Origin of the sequence: uncultured Alteromonas sp. (genome assembly GCF_963976965.1) — a bacterium.
GTDB classification, from domain to species: domain Bacteria; phylum Pseudomonadota; class Gammaproteobacteria; order Enterobacterales; family Alteromonadaceae; genus Alteromonas; species Alteromonas naphthalenivorans.
Map to the genome: position 1 here is coordinate 37,120 of NZ_CAXBMP010000027.1, position 18,144 is coordinate 55,263.

At 38.6% G+C, this 18,144-nt stretch carries 11 protein-coding genes; 1 reads left to right on the top strand and 10 read right to left on the bottom strand.

Annotated elements, in window-relative coordinates; translation table 11 throughout:
* Entirely contained in the window at nucleotides 1–1,872 is a 1,872-nt protein-coding gene (locus AAC006_RS16965; protein ID WP_339891976.1) for a hypothetical protein, read from the top strand.
* A 50-nt stretch (nucleotides 1,873–1,922) separates the two neighbouring features.
* On the opposite strand, the gene AAC006_RS16970 is transcribed toward AAC006_RS16965, so the two are convergent.
* The 10 genes from AAC006_RS16970 to rplQ all read right to left on the bottom strand — a co-directional run bounded on the left by AAC006_RS16970 (nucleotide 1,923) and on the right by rplQ (nucleotide 18,110).
* Complete coding sequence (locus AAC006_RS16970) at nucleotides 1,923–4,823, bottom strand: hypothetical protein (RefSeq protein WP_208806291.1); 2,901 nt, start codon at nucleotides 4,821–4,823, stop codon at nucleotides 1,923–1,925.
* 79 nt (nucleotides 4,824–4,902) lie between these two features.
* Nucleotides 4,903–9,552 carry a hypothetical protein gene (locus AAC006_RS16975; RefSeq protein ID WP_339891977.1) on the bottom strand — a complete coding sequence of 1,550 codons (4,650 nt, stop codon included), beginning with the start codon at nucleotides 9,550–9,552 and terminating at the stop codon, nucleotides 4,903–4,905.
* Between the two features lie 33 nt (nucleotides 9,553–9,585).
* Nucleotides 9,586–9,933: a hypothetical protein gene (locus tag AAC006_RS16980; protein ID WP_339891979.1), complete on the bottom strand. Its 348-nt coding sequence runs from the start codon at nucleotides 9,931–9,933 to the stop codon at nucleotides 9,586–9,588.
* 235 nt (nucleotides 9,934–10,168) lie between these two features.
* Nucleotides 10,169–10,900 carry a hypothetical protein gene (locus AAC006_RS16985; protein WP_126871766.1) on the bottom strand — a complete coding sequence of 244 codons (732 nt, stop codon included), beginning with the start codon at nucleotides 10,898–10,900 and terminating at the stop codon, nucleotides 10,169–10,171.
* A gap of 4 nt (nucleotides 10,901–10,904) precedes the next feature.
* On the bottom strand, nucleotides 10,905–11,924 hold the full coding sequence (locus AAC006_RS16990; protein ID WP_126871765.1) for a glycosyltransferase: 1,020 nt from the start codon (nucleotides 11,922–11,924) through the stop codon (nucleotides 10,905–10,907).
* On the bottom strand, nucleotides 11,924–13,267 hold the full coding sequence (locus tag AAC006_RS16995) for a hypothetical protein (RefSeq protein WP_339891981.1): 1,344 nt from the start codon (nucleotides 13,265–13,267) through the stop codon (nucleotides 11,924–11,926). The genes AAC006_RS16990 and AAC006_RS16995 overlap by 1 nt, the downstream gene beginning before the upstream one ends.
* A gap of 26 nt (nucleotides 13,268–13,293) precedes the next feature.
* On the bottom strand, nucleotides 13,294–14,526 hold the full coding sequence (locus tag AAC006_RS17000) for a glycosyltransferase family 92 protein (protein WP_339891983.1): 1,233 nt from the start codon (nucleotides 14,524–14,526) through the stop codon (nucleotides 13,294–13,296).
* Nucleotides 14,527–14,548: 22 nt separating this feature from the next.
* A complete protein-coding gene (locus AAC006_RS17005; RefSeq protein WP_339891985.1) occupies nucleotides 14,549–16,465 on the bottom strand; it encodes a rhamnan synthesis F family protein in 1,917 nt (638 codons plus the stop codon).
* 1 nt (nucleotide 16,466) lies between these two features.
* Complete coding sequence (locus AAC006_RS17010) at nucleotides 16,467–17,510, bottom strand: HAD family hydrolase (protein WP_208806287.1); 1,044 nt, start codon at nucleotides 17,508–17,510, stop codon at nucleotides 16,467–16,469.
* A 198-nt stretch (nucleotides 17,511–17,708) separates the two neighbouring features.
* Complete coding sequence (rplQ, locus tag AAC006_RS17015) at nucleotides 17,709–18,110, bottom strand: 50S ribosomal protein L17 (protein WP_013786212.1); 402 nt, start codon at nucleotides 18,108–18,110, stop codon at nucleotides 17,709–17,711.
* Nucleotides 18,111–18,144 lie beyond the last annotated feature (34 nt).

The following is an 18,144-nucleotide window of genomic DNA, read 5'->3' on the forward strand; positions in this document are numbered from 1 at the left end:
ATGAAAATTTCCTGCTCGGCGATAATTCTTTTTTCACTCTCTTTTAGTGTGCTAGCGGAGCTACCTCCGTTTGTTCTTGAAGATGAGCGTGAACTTACGACTGTAAATTTCAGGTATGCGGAAGGCAGTTTACGAACACAGAAATCCGCTGCTTGGATCAAACGGTGGGGTTCCGCTAGTGGTATTGTCCTTAAAGCTTTGAATGAAGAAGTACGTCCTTTCGAAGAGAATACTAGAACTACTCTATCTTTATTTAGAGAGCAATATCCCGACCAGTTGATGTTGTTACATTTCAATGGGCGCTCTAGACTACCGACGTTTGCGCCCGAGAATATGAAAGCTTCCGACTTCTTGTATCTTCTCGGTACTACTAACACTACCTCTATATCCGATAAAGATTCTACGAGTTTGGTTAGTGTAAGTGATGTCAAAGCTTTTAAACGTAATCGTGCCATCCAGGATGGTGTATATGATGATGTGGTACTTGTTCATAAAAATACCGATGGCACCCTAAATTGGGATAAGTATGAACATGCGAAACTTATCAAAGTCGATCCAGCTACACAGACAATTACGATAAAACGTGATTTATTAAAGCAAGGAAAACAAGCCTTTGATAAAGGCCAAGCTTACATAGCACTTCACGCTGCCAAAGGCCCATTTGATAAAACGGTAAAACAACGATTATGGGAATATAATTGGTTTTATGGAGGAATTACAAAAAGCTCTGAGTATGGACTTTCCAATCGCTTGGGTAATGAGCTAGGCACATATTTATTGCAAGATATGAGCTTTTTCAACGGTATCACTTTAGACGTATTAACTGAATACCACCAACCTAAGATTGGTGGCTACCCTGGCCCCATTGACGCCAACCAAGATGGCCTTCCTGACAAAGATGAAATTAGTTACGATCTATGGCATAAAGAAGGCGTTTACCAATTTCTTAGCGCTTTACGCAATAAGGTTAAAGATACCAAGCTTATTTTAGCGGATGGTGGTTATATTCATCAAAAGGCTGTTCACATACTAAACGGTATGGAAAGTGAAGGGTGGCCAAATAACGAAGATGGGACGTTAGAGCATTGGTCAAGTGGCCTAAACCGTTATACTTTTTGGTCTAAATTTTCTCAAAAACCATCTTTAAATTACGTAAGATTAGCGGAATATTGGACCGAAGATAGAAAGCGAAAAATTCCACCAGACAATATCCGTAGATTAACCGTAGTGGCAGCCATGATGACTGATACAGTCATTGTTCCCGGCCATCGTCCTAGAGGTATTCATTATCAAAAATGGCCAGAGTTTAAGTCACTTCGAGACTTGGGAAAGCCTATTGGCAAGTTAAAGCACTATGCCGCGGACGCTTCTATCTCGGTAAAGACCAAAGTAGGTAAGCCATCAAAAGCGCATCTAGAGTTTCCCACACTTAACTTTAGAAATAATAAAGTTTCTAGCGAGCATTGCTTTGGTGTTTCACCTAAAGGGGGACCAGTAACTGTTAGTGTCGATGCAACAAAACAGGGGGGAAAAGAAGCTACTGCAACTTTGATAGCTAAGCCTGATAAAGAGGATGCGCGCTTTAGTTTAGTTAGTAGTGAAGCGTTTACCAGTTGGTTCTACTGGGATGACATGACATCGGAGGAAATCTGTTTTGCTAGTTCAGATGGCAAAGCGTTGTCACTGAATGCGCTGAGTATAAATAATAGTGTTTTAATAAGTTATCGAGAGTATGAAAATGGAATTGTTTTCACAAACCCATTTAATAAGCCGGTGAACATCTTGCCATCTGATATTTCGGTTAGTGGAGACTACAACTTTAAGCAACTAACTGTACCTGCAGACGACATACTTATCCAAAAGAAGATGTGACATTTGGTATGGTAGCGCTATACCTTCTAGCGCTACCCTATCTCAAACTATTAGAACATTTTAGACAAGCTTGTTCCGCCCGACATGCCGTATACAAAAACACTCATACCAACAGCACTATTAATTACTATGTAGTCAGGTTTCTCATCCCACTCGGCACCCAATTCAAATTGATCGTATGACGAGCCATCCAGCGACTTGATATTTAGCTGCCAACGATTATTGACCTCTCTTTGCCCAAAAATAGCAACTTCAGCAACGTTATCACCATTTAGGTCACCTAAATACTCTACGGTCTCATTGGTCCAATTATCCGGCCACCCTATACTTGAAAGAGTGATGTTATTATCTTTTCCGTCTTTAATTACCATCTGATATTTGTCAATATCACTTCGGTAGCCCGCTACAGCGAGTTCATTTACACTATCATTATTCATATCATCAACAATATGAAACGAGGAGTTAGATGTCTCCGGCCAACTGTAAATGCCTAATGTTCCCGCTTTGTCCTTCCCGCTTTTTGTAAAGACCTGACTTCGACCATCATCTCTGCGCGTACCAAATAACCCCCAATCGTCACTTCCATCATTATTCATATCAGAAAGTCTGTGCCATGACGTATTAGACCAATTATCAGGAAAGGTGTACGAAGTATACTTTTCACCATCTACACCATCAGATAGTTTAATTTGTACTTTATTGTTAGATTTAAGACGTCCATAAAGTCCGATATCACCAAAGTTGTCACCAGTAAAATCGCTGTGCTGAAAATAGACAGTATCCGATTGTATCGATGGGTATGAATGAACCACCAACTTATCACCTGTGATGCTATCTTTAACAAAAAGTTGAGGCCTGTTATCCTCTTTAAAAATTCCTTGCACTGCAATGTCTCTAATGCCATCACCACTTACGTCATCCACAAGTAAGAATGATGGGGCTGACCAATTCGCTGGCCAAGTGTGGACTATGGTTCTATCTCCCGTTAAGCCGTCTAACGCAAATAATCTAGATTTAGGTAATCCATTGGTTTCTTCTATATAACCGAATACCGCAATTTCCTGTGCGCCATTACCATTTGTATCATCGATAATCTCAAACGATATATTTGTGAAGCTTTGAGTCCAAACCAAATTACTGATCTGAGTTCCATCAGCGCCCGAATATACTTTTACAATGAGTTCGCCAATTCCCTGATGTGCAACAAACCAGTCATTTATTCCGTCACCATCTATATCAGATAAGTTCTTAGCATCTAAAATTTGATTCGATGCACTAATATTGGCATCCAATGGGTATGGATCATCACCATCAGAAGCGCCATCCGAATCGCTATCCAAACTAGAGGGATCTGTTCCTAATAAGTATTCTTCATAATTTGTTAAACCATCACCATCTATATCATCTGAAGCATCTGATGCTTCAAGGTGATTCAGGCTAAATGAGTTTTCGAATAAATCAGGCATTCCATCGTTATCATCGTCTTCGTCTTGACTATCATTGATTCCATCACCATCGTGATCGCCTTGAAAGCCAGCACTTGTATATTCATCTTCGTACCGACTAAGATCTAGAACACCAATTGAATTTATTCTAGATTTTATAAAATTACCTTCTGTATCCGCAAACCCATCTCCATCATTATCGATGCTCGCGTAACTATGCTCTAGTACACGCGTTAATCCAGTTGAATCAGTGGCAATAGGGTACCAGTAGCGAACTCTACTTTTGTAGTAACCGCTAGTATTGGTTAGTTGTAAGGTTACTGTATCAGAACTATCTACATGCCACTCCCAATCGCGAGTACCTGTGTATATATATGGTGAATAAGACCTACACGTCAAACCGCGGTCTAGGCTATTGTCGTTATTGAATACATAACCAAAAACACCTATACAATCTAAAAGGGCGTCATCTTCGGCTGCTCTGCCATTGAGAAATCCATTCTGAATGAAAGGAAACTGCGTCGTTAGGTGTTTAGTAAAATTTTCCGTACTGTCATCTTTTTTGATCATCACCCCTGCAAACGAATATCGAAGTTCGTTGCCATCATAAACATTTACAAGTACTTCCCATTCTTTACCATCTCTTCCATAAGGTAAATATTCATGCCTATATTCATCTGTGGAAAGAACAATTTTTTCGTCAACTTCAGAAGCCGCAAATTCTATCTGATTAGCGACTGTCATTCCTAATCCAGAAGAAATATTGCCAGTAAGATCTGCTACAATATTGGGCCCTGAAGCATAATTTATGGATTCATAATCAGTAACGAAGGGAAGCGCCCATTGCCCGCTCGTAAACTCTTCTACATCGGCTAGCAGGCTTACATCTGCACTTACTAAACGGGCCAAATAAGACACTGATGAATAAATTGTATTTTCAGTGCTAATATTCCAATTACCCGGCACGTTATCTATCATGGTTTGAGGAATTAACAGCGTTTCAAACCGTCTTTCAACAACATTTACTTGAAACTCCCCTTCAACTACTGAGAGCTCTGAAAGTGTTATAGATTCCGTACCAGAATAAATTTCCATTATTGCTGGGTTATCCGTCTGTGCTACCGAATAAGCTTCTTCTAAAAAAGCTACAACTTCATCGCCCCACCTAGCTAGATCTTCATCTCCATAGAAATAAAAATATGATATCGAATACGTACCCGGATCGTTGGTGAGTATGCTAACTTCACTATCAGAAACAGCCAAACTAGCAAGGGTATTTTCCTTTAAGTCATACCCATTGCCTAAAGATAATAAAGCTGAACTATCTCCACTTTTCTGAATAATAATATTTGGAGTTCTTCCAAACTCTGGCAAGTCTGGACTCGCATCAATCATTATACGCTCGTTGTTAGTGAATACTTCACTAAGAGAACTTGCATTAGTAAAGCTTGTCACCATTGCTAGCATTAATCCTGCCGCAACCTTCATTTTTTTTATGTTTACCATTTATTATTGCTTCCTATCCCTAACAAAAAGCCCCAATCACAGTGTGAAATGGGGCTAAATATATAAGCAATATTACCTATTAGCGCTCTAAGTAATACTTAACTTCATTGCCGCTCAATGTATTTCCATAAATAATTACCTCATCAGCAATACTTAAGTTGCTGTTTGAAGCTGGCATTAGGCTTGGCTTAGCGGCCCAGTCTAAGCCTAAAACATCTACACGATATGTATCACCAGTAGCGCCATCATTAATATTCAGTTCCCACGCCCCTGAACTTCGCTGACCTAAAATAGCTACTTCTACTTTCCCATCAAAGTTAAGGTCATTAATTACGTGTATCGATACATCACTTAGATTATTTCTCCACCCATGACTCACTAGGGTTATACCTCTGTCAGAGCCATCCTTGATAATCAATTGGTAGCGGTCGACTGAAGAGCGGTAACCGAATACCGCTAATTCTGGCACGCCATCGAGCGTCATGTCAGGAATAACCGTTAAATCAGGGCTTGTTAGATCTTCTGGCCAACTAAATATTCCTAATGTTCCTACGCGATCAGTTCCATCTTTAGTGAACAGTTGAACACGCCCATCATCCTTACTGATACCGAACATACCAAAATCAGTCTCGCCGTCGAAGTTAATATCAAATAGCTCGTGCCACGATACATCCTCCCATTTATCCGCAAAATTATAAGCTGGTAAACGGACATCTGTATCATCGCCATCGGCAATCTTTATCTGAATTTTGTTGTTAGATTTTATTCTACCAAACAAACCAATTTCACCCAGTCCATCACCATTCATGTCTGACAATTGATGGTAGACCGGTGTATTAAGTAGATCAGGATAACTAACTGTCTTTAGCGTACTGCCTGATGCTGCGTCCTTAATAATAAGTTGAGGGCGATTTTCGATATAGAAACGGCCTTGCAAACCAAAATCATCTATACCATCACTATTGACATCATTAAGCTTCACAAATGACATTTCCGTCCAATTTGCCGGCCAGTTGAATGCTCTAATAGTTTCCCCCGTATAAGCATCTTTAACAAAAAGTTGAGCTTTACGTTCAACGCTTCCGTCTGTCAGTATTGTTTCAACAATACCGAATAGGCCAATATCTGCATAACCGTTAGTATTTAGATCATCTAAAACAAATACCTGAGGTTCGGCATACGTTCGTGGCCATTCAATACTTGTGATTAACTCGCTGCTAGCTCGACTGTAAACGTCAACACTGATTTCATTCTCTCCTGACATATCGCGAACATAAGCGATTAAGCCATCGTCTTGAGACCAAACGTAAGGAATAGCCATAGCCGAAAGCAGGTTCGCGTCATAACTAAGAGGGCTTGTATCGTCAATATCTAAAATTCCGTCGTTATCATCATCTTCATCGATAGCGTCAGCTAACCCATCGCCATCGGTATCTAACGGATTAAAAGAACATAAATACTCTAATTCGTCATACGAAATGTAATATGCAGTATTTTCTAAACACGTTAACGCCGAATTGCCAGTTAGATATATATATACCAATGAGGTCATGTTCTCTAACACGCTTATATCCGATATATTGTTTCCCTCCAAGCGGAGAGTATAAAGATTCATTCCTGCTAAAAAGCTAATATCAGTCAGGTTTGAACTCTCAATATCTAACCAAGTTAAATTTGGCAGTTGGGCCAACGGAGTAAAATCAACATCGTTTTGATTACGTACGCTAAAGTCAGTTAATTCCACTAATGCCGTTATCCAATCCAACTCGCCTAATGGAGTAGAGCCCAATGTGAGGGAGTTTAACTTAGTCAAATTAGCTAACTTAGGTAAATCGTTAGTGATTAGTGGGAAGTTTTGTAGACTTAAGGTTTCCAACAGGGTTAAGTCTTCTATAAAATCTAAGTTAGAGACAGTTTCCCCGCTTGCTAGCCATAGTGAAGTTAGACTAGTTAACTTCGAAAGCTCTGTAAGATTACCTTCGTATTCTGTGAGGTCGATTGTAACCTCTGTTAGCTTTGTTAATTCACTTATGAAATCCAAGCTAGTTGGCCTCAGTGGCCATATATCAAGGGCCGTCAAGTGAGTGAGTTTAGCTACGGGTGTTAGGTCAGTTATATTAGTTTGAGACAACGTTAGACTCTGTAAGTTTACAAACTTACTGATCCCGTCTAAATCGTCCATCGCCCCCTCATAACAATTTAGGTTTTTTACTTCGTGAAGGTATTCAGCACCCCAATTTTCCCATTCATAAATGCTGTAGGATAGACATGTCTCTAAGCCTGTATTTTCAAATACTGCTTCGTCTATTAAAACTGGATAACTTGTCGCACTTGTTTCATCTAACCCAAATAATATTTCAGTAATATCTGCCCATCCGTCAGAGTCAGAGTCGTCATCGGTATTAAAACCACCCAAACCGTCAAACATTTGAGAATTTACATCATCCCCATCAAGGATTCCGTCACCATCGGTATCTGAAGAGTTTGGCGAAGACATGTTTTGGAACTCTTCTAAGAACGTTAAGCCATCCTGGTCCAGATCACTGCCGGCCTCGTTATCACCAAATCTATTCTCATAAAAGTCTGGTACACCATCTTCATCATTATCCGTTACTGTAAATTGAGCTAGATAGACAATATCAGTATGTGTGTTAGTAACTACTGCTTCCTCACTGTAAAACGATAAATCAAGAGGTAGCACATCTCCTTGAAGTTGAAGCGATGTATCACCAACTGGAGAAGTGAGCGTGACTATTCCTTCTGAATTGGATACTCCGCTATGGCTTGCGTACATATAATCAATATCGTGTAACCCAGCTGGACTTGAATTTCCTGAGAGCTTTATAACCATTCCTGATATTGGGTCACCGTCACTATCAACAACTTTATAAGATGCGCTTACTACAGGGACTACAAGGTTAAATTCACTATCGCCAATAACAGAGAAACTCTCAGACCGATTAACTAGGTAGTTACTACTGTATGATGTGCCAGCAGTCCAATAGTCATTATATTGGGCTTCCAATCTATACTGACCGTCGTATGGAGCTTCTATCGAATATCTTCCGTTAGAATCAACTAGGGTGTCGTCAATTAAGTTTCCATCTTTATCATAAAGCGACACTTTTAGAAGGAGTGGATTATCGACTAAGTTAGTTAACTTACCAGTTATCAAAACCCCATCTACTGGTTCGGGATCTACTACCCCACCGTCTTCATCGGGTAACGTAATTGTAAATACCTGACCTTTTTTAGATGAAAAATACTCGGCGTATATATTAGCTAATCCCGAATCATTCGGAGCCTCTACATAGAATTGTGGTAGGTTGATGGGTATGTACACTTCAAATATACCATTATGGTTGGTGGTTACACCATAGTGGTTAACGTTAGTATAAGTATCGAACTCATCTGTACTTATTTGGAAGTACTCATTGAAGGAAACTACCGCCCCTTCAATTCTATTACCCTCTTCGTCTATCACCCTCCCCCGTTGTTTATAAACTGGTAACGTGACATCTAGGAGGTAGTCCTCCACACGCTCACTACCCAACGTTAAATCTAATTCTGCCAGGTTGGAAAAATAATAAAAGTTGCTTACATTACTAGAACCGGACCATTCTGGTGACCAGTTGTATGAGTTAAGAGTATAATTACCTTCTGGTACCTTAAAGGTAACTTGTTGTGTTTCACCACTGGCACACTCGTAAACATCGACTGAGTAACTCTCGTTAGCCAATGAAAGGCATGAACCGTTTAAAGCAATATTATCGACATCGTAGACACTAGCTTCAACGATGAAACCTTCATCTAATAACTCTTGCTCAAAAACGTTCCTAGCGCTGTCATCGGTTGTTTCTAATGATTCTATACTGGTAATAAATACGTTTGTATCGCTATTATCATGCGGGGTAAGGGAGCCAATTATGTTTTCTCCTGCTAAGGCAAGAATATCAGTGTCGTTCACACTATAACCATAAGAATATAGGCTAACGTTTTTATAAATCCCCGTTACTTCATCATACTCCCCAGTATTCTGATCTATACGCGAACTAGCATCAATTAATTCGCCGTTATGTAGGGCATTCAGACGTATCCTTTTCGCTGGGAATACTAAGTCTTCTTCAGTTTGACTCTCTACAATAACTTCTTGGCCATTGACACTTAAATTTACGTATTGATCAACTTCGCCATTGTCGTCAATATCTATATCATCATAGAAGCTATAATTAACGGTATAAGTCCCTTCTTCTAGAGACGTCAAGTAGGTTCCATCTTCATTTGTATACAGGGTGACTGAATTAGATGTTGAATTGTTTACGAACCTAACTTCAGCATTTGGATATATCCGCCCATTTAGATCTTGGACACTTCCACTAACTTCGAAGTAAGTGGAAGTGTCGACTTCGACTTCGCTTAGTAACCAAACGTTATGAATATTTTGAGGGCCAGAAATATCAGTGAAAGATTGCGCAAATGAAAAATCAGAAGACTCTAAACGTACCCTATATTCGCCTAAATCAACGCCAGAAATACTATATACACCATCATGATCTGTTTGAGCTGAGGCAACCTGTACACCGTTTTTAATTAAGATTACCGTTGCATCTGGATAAGTTTCATAGTCGTAATGAACTTGTCCCTTTAATTCCGCAGCTGATGCGCAAAAAGAGGTTGCAATACCGAAGGCGGTAAGAGCGAACGTTCCTTTGATTAATCGACTTTTCATTGCCGAATTCCTTTTAAAGTGAAAGTTTTTGTATTAATTAGGAAGTTTAGTTAACTTTTTAATTCTTCTATCTATATCGGAAACGTTTAAAGACTCAGCTTTTTGATAATATTTTAGCGCTCTCGATTTGTCCGAAAACCGACTCGGGCGGCTCAATAAATCACCAAGTTCTCTATAAGCTTCGGGATTTCCGCTGCGTGCTCTTTCTTCTAGCTTGAGCCTTTTGATTTCAAATGCTTGCTTCTGCTGTAGCAAAAACTTCTCTGATGCGGGTAATTGCGATTTTTCTAGACTCGCTTTAAAGCGCTCGTCGACTTCTTGGGCGTAAGACGGTAATAAAAAAAATAAGCAGAAAAGGAATAACGTGAGGTACCTGTTCATCCTATTGTCCTTAACAAGATTTAAGAACAGTTTTTATAGAACAGAATATAGACAATAGCAAATGAAACTTTAAATTATCTAAGGTGAATATTCCTTAGTTTGTTGATTCCAACGTTGAGGGTTTGTATACCGTTGCTGGTTATAGCACTGAAAAGAAGAGGTTTTATTTTTCTAGTCACAGGGTAAAGCTTTAAAGGCGCTATTAAAGATAGCGCCTTTACGGTAGTAAGAAGGGTTATGACTTCAGGGATGCGATAAGTTCACTATAGCCTAACCTTGATATAAGATCGCTATCTAGCTCTTTCATAACACACCGAATATCATCACTATCAAAAGACGCCATATAGTCGTGAGATAGGTAACTCGATTTATCAAAGGCTTCTTTAGTTTGATAATCATCAGCTTTAGATAAAACTTCACCATCATTTATGCGCTTAACTTTTTTCTCTGGAACAAAGAAATTGCCGGAAGTCCGTTCCAAAGACATTTTTTCAGCCGCTTTATTGATGATAAATTCAGGCTTTTCAATCAACATTTCATATCGAATATGAACAAAGTCTTTGTGAGAAGCGTAATTCCAATTCATAGCATTCCAAAAATCTACGGGACTGGAAAACCTCAATTCGGGCGAGCGAGGATTAGCCTGATCAAACACTATAATCTTTGACCTTATAAAGTTTTTGAAGATCAACGGTGCTTTTAAGTTTCTTTTAACTTCTTGATGGTATTTGAATAAGGAAAATAAAAACGAAAAGGGGTTTTTTGTAATAAAAAACGCCTTGTCGTAATCGAAAGAGTAACTGGCATTAGAGTCAGAGGATATGATTGGAAGAAAACCATGTTTCCAACCAAAAACGTTATTCTTAACATTACAATAATAGTTTTGCTCTAATAGAGCTTTAGCAAAGTTGGTCCCGCTACGAAAGCATCCCATCATCGCAACATTTTTTCGGTCTTGAGAGTCCATGATATTACTTCTTGATCTTCTGTTCATATTCGGCAAGTTTCTTATTGATAAGCGAACCAGTAGGCCTTCCTTTCTTAGCCAACTCCATCAGTTTTTTAGAAAGGAAAATATTCTTATCTTCTAATAGAATAGCTGCGTCCCTTAACTCGTTTACAAACTTACTCAGTAAACCCAAATTCATGTCTTTCGGTTCATTGGCAATAGAATTAATTAATTTAACATATTCGTAGCCGTTAGTGACACAAGCAGAAAATGAATCCGACACAAAAAGTTTTTGGAGCTTCGCGTAGTGCGATACTATTGCCTTCATTTGCTTCGTATTAGCATCACCCGCATTATGCGATAAATACAATGCATCCTCTTGCGTACCATCTATAGGGTGCATTGAAGCCGTTCTAGAAATTGGGATAATTACTGTTGGCGTCCCGTTCAACATGGCCATAGCCTTGAACCATAAATCATCAGCTGTTGGGCACAATGACTGAAACAACGAATCTTTAATTACATCTTTATGTAAGGCACCAGGGGGATATAAGATGCCTGCATAACCAATCGGTATTATTGCTAGCTTACTTTTTAATTCATGCTCTAGTTGTATAAATTGCCAGTCGGGATAAGGTTTTATTTCTTTATCTTCAACTCGAATAACCCTTCCTCTTGCGCCAATAACACAATTTGGATACAAAGAATGGTACGTTAAAAGACTTTCTATGAGTGTCGGGGGATATTCAAAATCATCATCTACTGTCACGATAGTCGCGTTTGGGTACTTTTTGATAGCTGGTACCAGCTTTTTGAAACTTCTTATATTCTCACAGTAGTCTATCTCAAACCTTTCTGAACGGAGGTCAGCCAACATAGCCGGAATAGTATTATCCGTAAATTCGTCTTTATCTAGCCACAAGACGATTTTATCAATTTCTGCTGTTTGATTTAACAGTGAAATAATAGTCTTGTGAACAGTGTTAGCTCTTTTCGCGTAAGTGGTTAGTGAAACGATTAAGTTCATATTATTTAGAGACATTATTCAAATTGCTTAATATTTATTGTATTAATGACATCTGCATATTCGCAGAGTTTTCGATTTATCAGCTCACCTTGGGGTCTAAAGAATTTTGCTCTATTCATATATTTGAACGCTTGAAGAATATCACCTTCGGCTTCGAAGTATAGCGCTAGTTCTCTCAAAAACTTCCCCTCATCCATATGTCGCTTAACTCTCAATGCCTGCATTAATGAAGCTATATTTTCACGAGTCGGACTACCAGTAGGACTGTAGGGGACCTCTGGCTTTACTAATTTTCTCATTAGCGTTGAAAGGCTACGCTTCACAGGGCTGATTGGTCTTGCAATATAATCAAACATTTGATCATTTAAAGGGCTGAAATCTAAAAATGAAAGGTATTTACTAGAAACAATATTTCGTACTTGTGAAAATAGTGATGGAGAATATTCATACATTGATTGCAGTATTTTCGACGCTGCTGGCTCTGACAATACTTGAGAGAATCTCTCTCGCTGAGTCTGTTCCTCAACTACCTTCTGAAATGAAGAGTTTTCTAAACCTAATAACGAGAACATATTCTCTAGTGCTACTGTAGCCTTGCCCTTATACTCTTCAAACTGCTCTTCTGAATATACTGAAAATGATGATATATCCCCCTGATATTGTTGCAGAAAAATATCTAGTTCTTGATGTAACTCAATTAAGGGAAACTGATTAAGTAAACGTTTAAATTCTAGAGCTTCAAACGAATATGAACCGTTGATAACTTTTGCATTGGTAACAGTTATTCTTCTAAGGCCAATGGTCTCTAAGAAATCTTGAACGATATTACCACCTGAAAAAAAGTTATCTCCATAGAAACGCAAACTCAATCTATGAGCAAAACTCTTCGTTAATTCATGCAACTTGAGTAACTTGTTGAAACTTACGACTTTAGGTGTAGTGATTAATAAGGTATTAAAATGACGTTTAACAGATTGATTATATAGTGACTCACTAGATTCAATTGGATTTCGCAGATAAAAAATGAAATGGACATCTTCAAAATATTCAGCCAAAGGCTTTACTAAATTTATAAAGGCTTCTGATGACAGAAGAATATATTCGACTCCGTCCCTTTCAGCGTGCTCAATAAGTGAGCTGGCTTTATCAACATCGAAAATAAAACGACCATTTTTATCCTCGGAAAAGATACTTCTAAAATTACCAGAGCTTATGCCATTTTTGTCCACTTTGTGCTTAGGATATAGATACCCTTCGTCAAGTAACAATTTCCTATTGCTGGACAACCACTCCTGTATTACAGAGGAGCCTGTCTTTCCAGGCCCGACATGTATAATTAATTTGGGTTTATTACTCACCTAACAACCTTCAATTCAGCTTAATATTACTGGCCTTTTAATGCTCTAAACTCATCAAGCTTTTTTAGAATAATGGAGCCAGTAGGGTTTAACTCTCTAGCTTGTTCCATCAATTCGATAGCTTCATCAATATTTTGAGAAGCAGCATCAATTGCTAAATCCCGGATAAAACGGAAATCGTCTGGCCTGAAACTAATTAAATTTTTGCGGACATCTTTAAAGGTTTTTGTAACTTCTGGTAGCTTTACTCCCCTAAACATCTGCATCATTAATGGATAGTTCGCCAATGAATGCTTCGCTAAATTAGCTAAAGAAGCCTTGTAGCGCTCTTCGACAAATGATTCTGCTGATAGTTTATGATTGAAGTAATTAGTTTTCCTTTCAAAATTCACATAACTTTGTTCGTACTTTAAAAATGCATCTAGCGGCAACTCTATCTCTCTATGCATATCATCTTTTACAGGCAAACCATATCTGTTCGTCTTATAAGGAAAAGCATCTCCAGGCCTGCCTCTCAGTAATAGAGATACATATTCTTCAGCTGAACGGTGTGCTCGATGATAGATAAAGGCATCCTTCAAGCTTTGCAGCTCTGGAGAGACGGCCTGAATAAGAGATGGTCTTGGTCGAAAATCTACTTTATTAGCCAACAAATGAGCTACTTTTTTTGAAAAAAGCGGCACGTGGTGGCGTAATTCCTTAACAGGTGCATGCAGCGGATAAATCGTTTTGACTAATGGAGACAAATTCCCAGATATTGTTCTGGGTACATGTGATAGTTTTGGCAAAGTCCCCATGTCATTCAACCACTCGAACGATATGACATCATCATCGGAAAAATCTGCCAAAAATTGTTTTATCGATATATTAAAGTGTCTTGGGATCCAATATTCGTCAATATCTAGAAAAATAATATGAGTAAATTTATTTTCTTTTTTAGCTTCATGCCAAACTTTATTATAAACAACAAACTGGATTTGCTTCTTTGCTTCTTCTGGGCACATATCTACCCAGTCAGCGCTATCCCAAGTCACACTTGGATATGAGCGCGAAATATCATCTAATACTTCAGAAGAGTTGTCTGTTGTACGATTGATAAATATTTCGATATCATCAAAGCCAAAAAATAAGTGATGATGTACCCATTGAGTAAAATAAGCGCCTTCGTCTTTTGCTATAGCTACTAGTTTTACGCGTATATCATCGGCCGAGCGCACACTGCTCTTTCCAACTTTACTGAGAAAACTTGCGTTAATCATTCTATATCCAGATATTTTTGTGCTATTCCCCGAAAAACGGATACCGTCCAAAGTTTGAAATTTGTTTTCCCCACTTGAGAATACTCTTCTCATTGTTAAGAAGGGGCGTTTCAAATCCGGCGATTGCCCATTTATCCATGGGGTTTAGTATGTGTACATTTTGCAGACCAAAGTCTCCGCAAATTTGTGCATCAGAGCGAACATTGTCACCAACGTGGATGTAACTTTTCTTAGATTCATCTACTAACCCCTTAATGAAGGTCCACATAGTGCCTGCATCTTTTCTCTTTCGTAAATCAGAACTTACGAATAATTTATACGGTACCGCAATACCTATCTTTCGTAACATGGTGGCAATTTGCTCTTTGGTGTAGTAGATGTCGGTAACAAACCAGATTTCTCTGCCCATTGCATAAAGCTCTTGGACTATCTTGACCATTTCTTCTTTTGGTAACGCCATTGATAAATCAAAATGAAATTCTCTATTAGCCCAATCTTCTGTCAGCGTTTTGTCCAAGTCTAATATCTCAGATAATTTTTCATAAGCTTCATAGATATTTACATCACCTTCGAAGTTTCGTTGTTTTCTGCACGCTAGCTCAGCGTTATTTCTCTGTGTTATGAAATCCAACTCAGACACAAAGTAGCCTGCTACTACTAGCTCCTTACCTAATTTAAATTTCGCGTAATCGGGTTCAGAAAATTCTCTTCTCAATACCGTGTCAAAAATATCAAACGAAACGATCTCAAAATTTTGTATATCCGACTGCAATCCTTCAGGCGACTTGTAGTAACTTGACGATATATATGATTTATCAGTGGTAAATTTGCCTTGAGGTGGATAGTAAAAAAACTGTTGGTAGCCTTGCTTTTCAGCTAACAAACCTAATGTTCGCTCTAGGGCATGTAGCCAACTACCGTCATTGGGAAGAGGCTCTTCTGGAAAATCACTGTAGGTATAATTTTCGTTCAACAATGGCGCCAAGGCTTGAGGTCTAGCCCAAAACATTCCCCCAACTGGGTAATTTAAGAAATTATCACTTATATCTATGCCCCATTTGTTAACAAAGCCTTCAGCAAAACCTTTATTGCATGTCCAATGGTTTACCCATGCTGGCATCATCCAAAACGATGTTGGGTAATAGATTCCTAGCTCTTTTTGTTCGTCAAATAAGCGCAAAACTGATTTCACAACATGCTTATCGTTCAATAAGTAATTATTCTGATAATCGAACCATTGGGTTTGTTCTCGTCCACTGTACAAGGATTTTTTCGAATGCAAGTGGCACATTAAATCATAATCTAGTAGTTCTTTACTGAAGTTAACTAGAAAAGGGCCAAAATTTCGTCCACGGTTTTCACATAAAACTGCTTTTACTTTTTTTACATTTTGAAGCTCATTGAACGTTTTTAAAGAGCTAGTTTTTATTGATTCAGTAGCGGCTGTAACAAACACATCTACTTCAGTTGGGAAACGCTTAAGAGAAGCTGCAAACTTCTCAACAAAGTCAGGGTAAAAAATGTGTAAAACAATAGCTATTTTCTGTTGCTTCCAGCTACCCGTTTCTTTAGCAAGCAACTGGGTAGATGGTAACCACCGATTAATCACACCTGAAGAGGCTCTGTGTTCATATCTACCGTGGTACATATAGTGTGTTAAAGGCTCAACTCCACCTAGGTAAATATCTACATTACTGCGTAAGTAAAATTCGGTATCGAAATGTGCAGACGGATTTATGTTAGAAGATTTAGATTTTTCGTTATAGTCATTAAATGCTGCTAACGGATGCGGAAAAGTACCATAGTGTTCTTGATACCACTCCACATCGAATAACCCCTCAGCGACGGCTCTTTTAAAAGCCTTTGCAACCTTTGGACGAGTTGTCATTTCAAATGATTGTTGAGCACGTCGTACAATTTTTCTTAGTTTATTTCGCATTCTATAACCCAAAGAAATCTAATGGATTCAAATTACCTTGCCCAGAGATTGCATCATCTAATTCAAACAACGGCCATGAGGCACGAGGTAAAAGGTTACGTTGTGTGACATGGGCGTTAAATATAGTTTCAACTTCTTCTATTGAATATTGAATGTTATTGACGTGACAATCAAAAACGCACTCTAGTGCACCTGATAGCAACATCTCAAGATCTGTAAAATTCTCTTGTGTATATGTTCTTTTACCAAAACAAAAGTGATATTTATTACTATTTTTATCTAAGAGGATATCTACAAATTGACCATTTGGGGCCGTTAGAAGAGACTCAAGAAACATAGAGCGGTCTAGCATCATATACCCTCCCCCCATGTTCACATTTGTCTTGTATACATGATCTATGGAAACTGTATAACCATCGATATCTATTTCACCGGAAGCAGTAGTGATCATATAGACACCGTATATTTCACGCTTGGTTATCATGGCAAGAAGCTTTTGAATCGTACCCGAATAGCCAACATCGGTAACAACCGGCGTAATTTCTATGTCAGTGAAACCTATTGATGACAAATAGTTTTGATAAATGCTACGAGTTGTAGAAACAATGTCACTGATAACACTCTTTTTTTCATTGAGGATTTCTACGACTTTCGTATAGTCTCGCGGCAGTTTAATCTTTGAGCTTTTATCATAACCTAATAATATCGCTTCAGTTTGCTCTGATGTGAACGCATATCGAGATTTAAAAAACTCTCCGAGCAAACCATCGAAACTATGCTTAACACTTATTGACCAACTACTTTCTATATCCAACGTAATCCTAAACAGAAAGGTTCGAGAAACGTAGAGATAGTCTGAAGAAGTGTTGTTTTCATCAACGATATTAAACGCCTGTTTTAATGCATAACCTTCCCTAGCTAGGTGAAACACTTTAGTTTTACCTGGTATGGGTTTCAGTTTATCAACTAATTTTGAGGTATAAACAGATAAAATAGGGCCCAGAAAATTATATCCAAACTCTTTCAGTGAAGTATTTTTAAGCATGCTGCAGATTCATCTCTTTGTCTTAGTCGCTTCCTTTCGCCCTATTTATATTAAAAAGAGCTGTTTCATAATAACATTTTCAACTCTTACTCGTCTCTTATTCGTCTCTATTTAATAAAAGAAATGTACTAAAAACAAAAAACCCGGCCTAAGCCGGGTTTTTTAATAATTCTGATAACTCAGAATTAAGAGTATTTATTACTCTTCAGTTGCTTCTACTGCTTCTTCTTCAGCTTCAACAACTGGACGGTCTACTAGTTCAACGTATGCCATAGGGGCATTGTCGCCAGCACGGAGTCCGCATTTAAGAATGCGAGTGTATCCGCCTGGGCGAGCTTCGTAACGAGGACCAAGCTCGTTGAATAGTTTACCAACAACTTCTTTATCACCAGTGCGGGCGAAAGCTAAACGGCGGTTTGCAACGCTGTCTTGCTTAGCCATAGTGATAAGAGGCTCAATAACGCGACGTAATTCTTTCGCTTTTGGTAACGTCGTTTTGATCACTTCGTGCTTGACCAAAGAGCCGGCCATGTTCTTGAACATAGCTTGACGATGGCTGCTGTTGCGATTCAACTGACGACCACTCTTACGATGGCGCATAGTTTTATCCTTCTCTACAAATCAGTTTATTAAA

What these genes read in the sequence shown, in the direction of transcription:
- AAC006_RS16965 (WP_339891976.1), top strand. Translation starts at nt 1, where the DNA reads ATGAAAATTTCCTGCTCGGCGATAATTCTTTTTTCACTCTCTTTTAGT.
- AAC006_RS16970 (WP_208806291.1), bottom strand. Translation starts at nt 4,823, where the DNA reads ATGGTAAACATAAAAAAAATGAAGGTTGCGGCAGGATTAATGCTAGCA.
- AAC006_RS16975 (WP_339891977.1), bottom strand. Translation starts at nt 9,552, where the DNA reads ATGAAAAGTCGATTAATCAAAGGAACGTTCGCTCTTACCGCCTTCGGT.
- AAC006_RS16980 (WP_339891979.1), bottom strand. Translation starts at nt 9,933, where the DNA reads ATGAACAGGTACCTCACGTTATTCCTTTTCTGCTTATTTTTTTTATTA.
- AAC006_RS16985 (WP_126871766.1), bottom strand. Translation starts at nt 10,900, where the DNA reads ATGGACTCTCAAGACCGAAAAAATGTTGCGATGATGGGATGCTTTCGT.
- AAC006_RS16990 (WP_126871765.1), bottom strand. Translation starts at nt 11,924, where the DNA reads ATGTCTCTAAATAATATGAACTTAATCGTTTCACTAACCACTTACGCG.
- AAC006_RS17000 (WP_339891983.1), bottom strand. Translation starts at nt 14,526, where the DNA reads ATGATTAACGCAAGTTTTCTCAGTAAAGTTGGAAAGAGCAGTGTGCGC.
- AAC006_RS17005 (WP_339891985.1), bottom strand. Translation starts at nt 16,465, where the DNA reads ATGCGAAATAAACTAAGAAAAATTGTACGACGTGCTCAACAATCATTT.
- AAC006_RS17010 (WP_208806287.1), bottom strand. Translation starts at nt 17,510, where the DNA reads ATGCTTAAAAATACTTCACTGAAAGAGTTTGGATATAATTTTCTGGGC.
- rplQ (WP_013786212.1), bottom strand. Translation starts at nt 18,110, where the DNA reads ATGCGCCATCGTAAGAGTGGTCGTCAGTTGAATCGCAACAGCAGCCAT.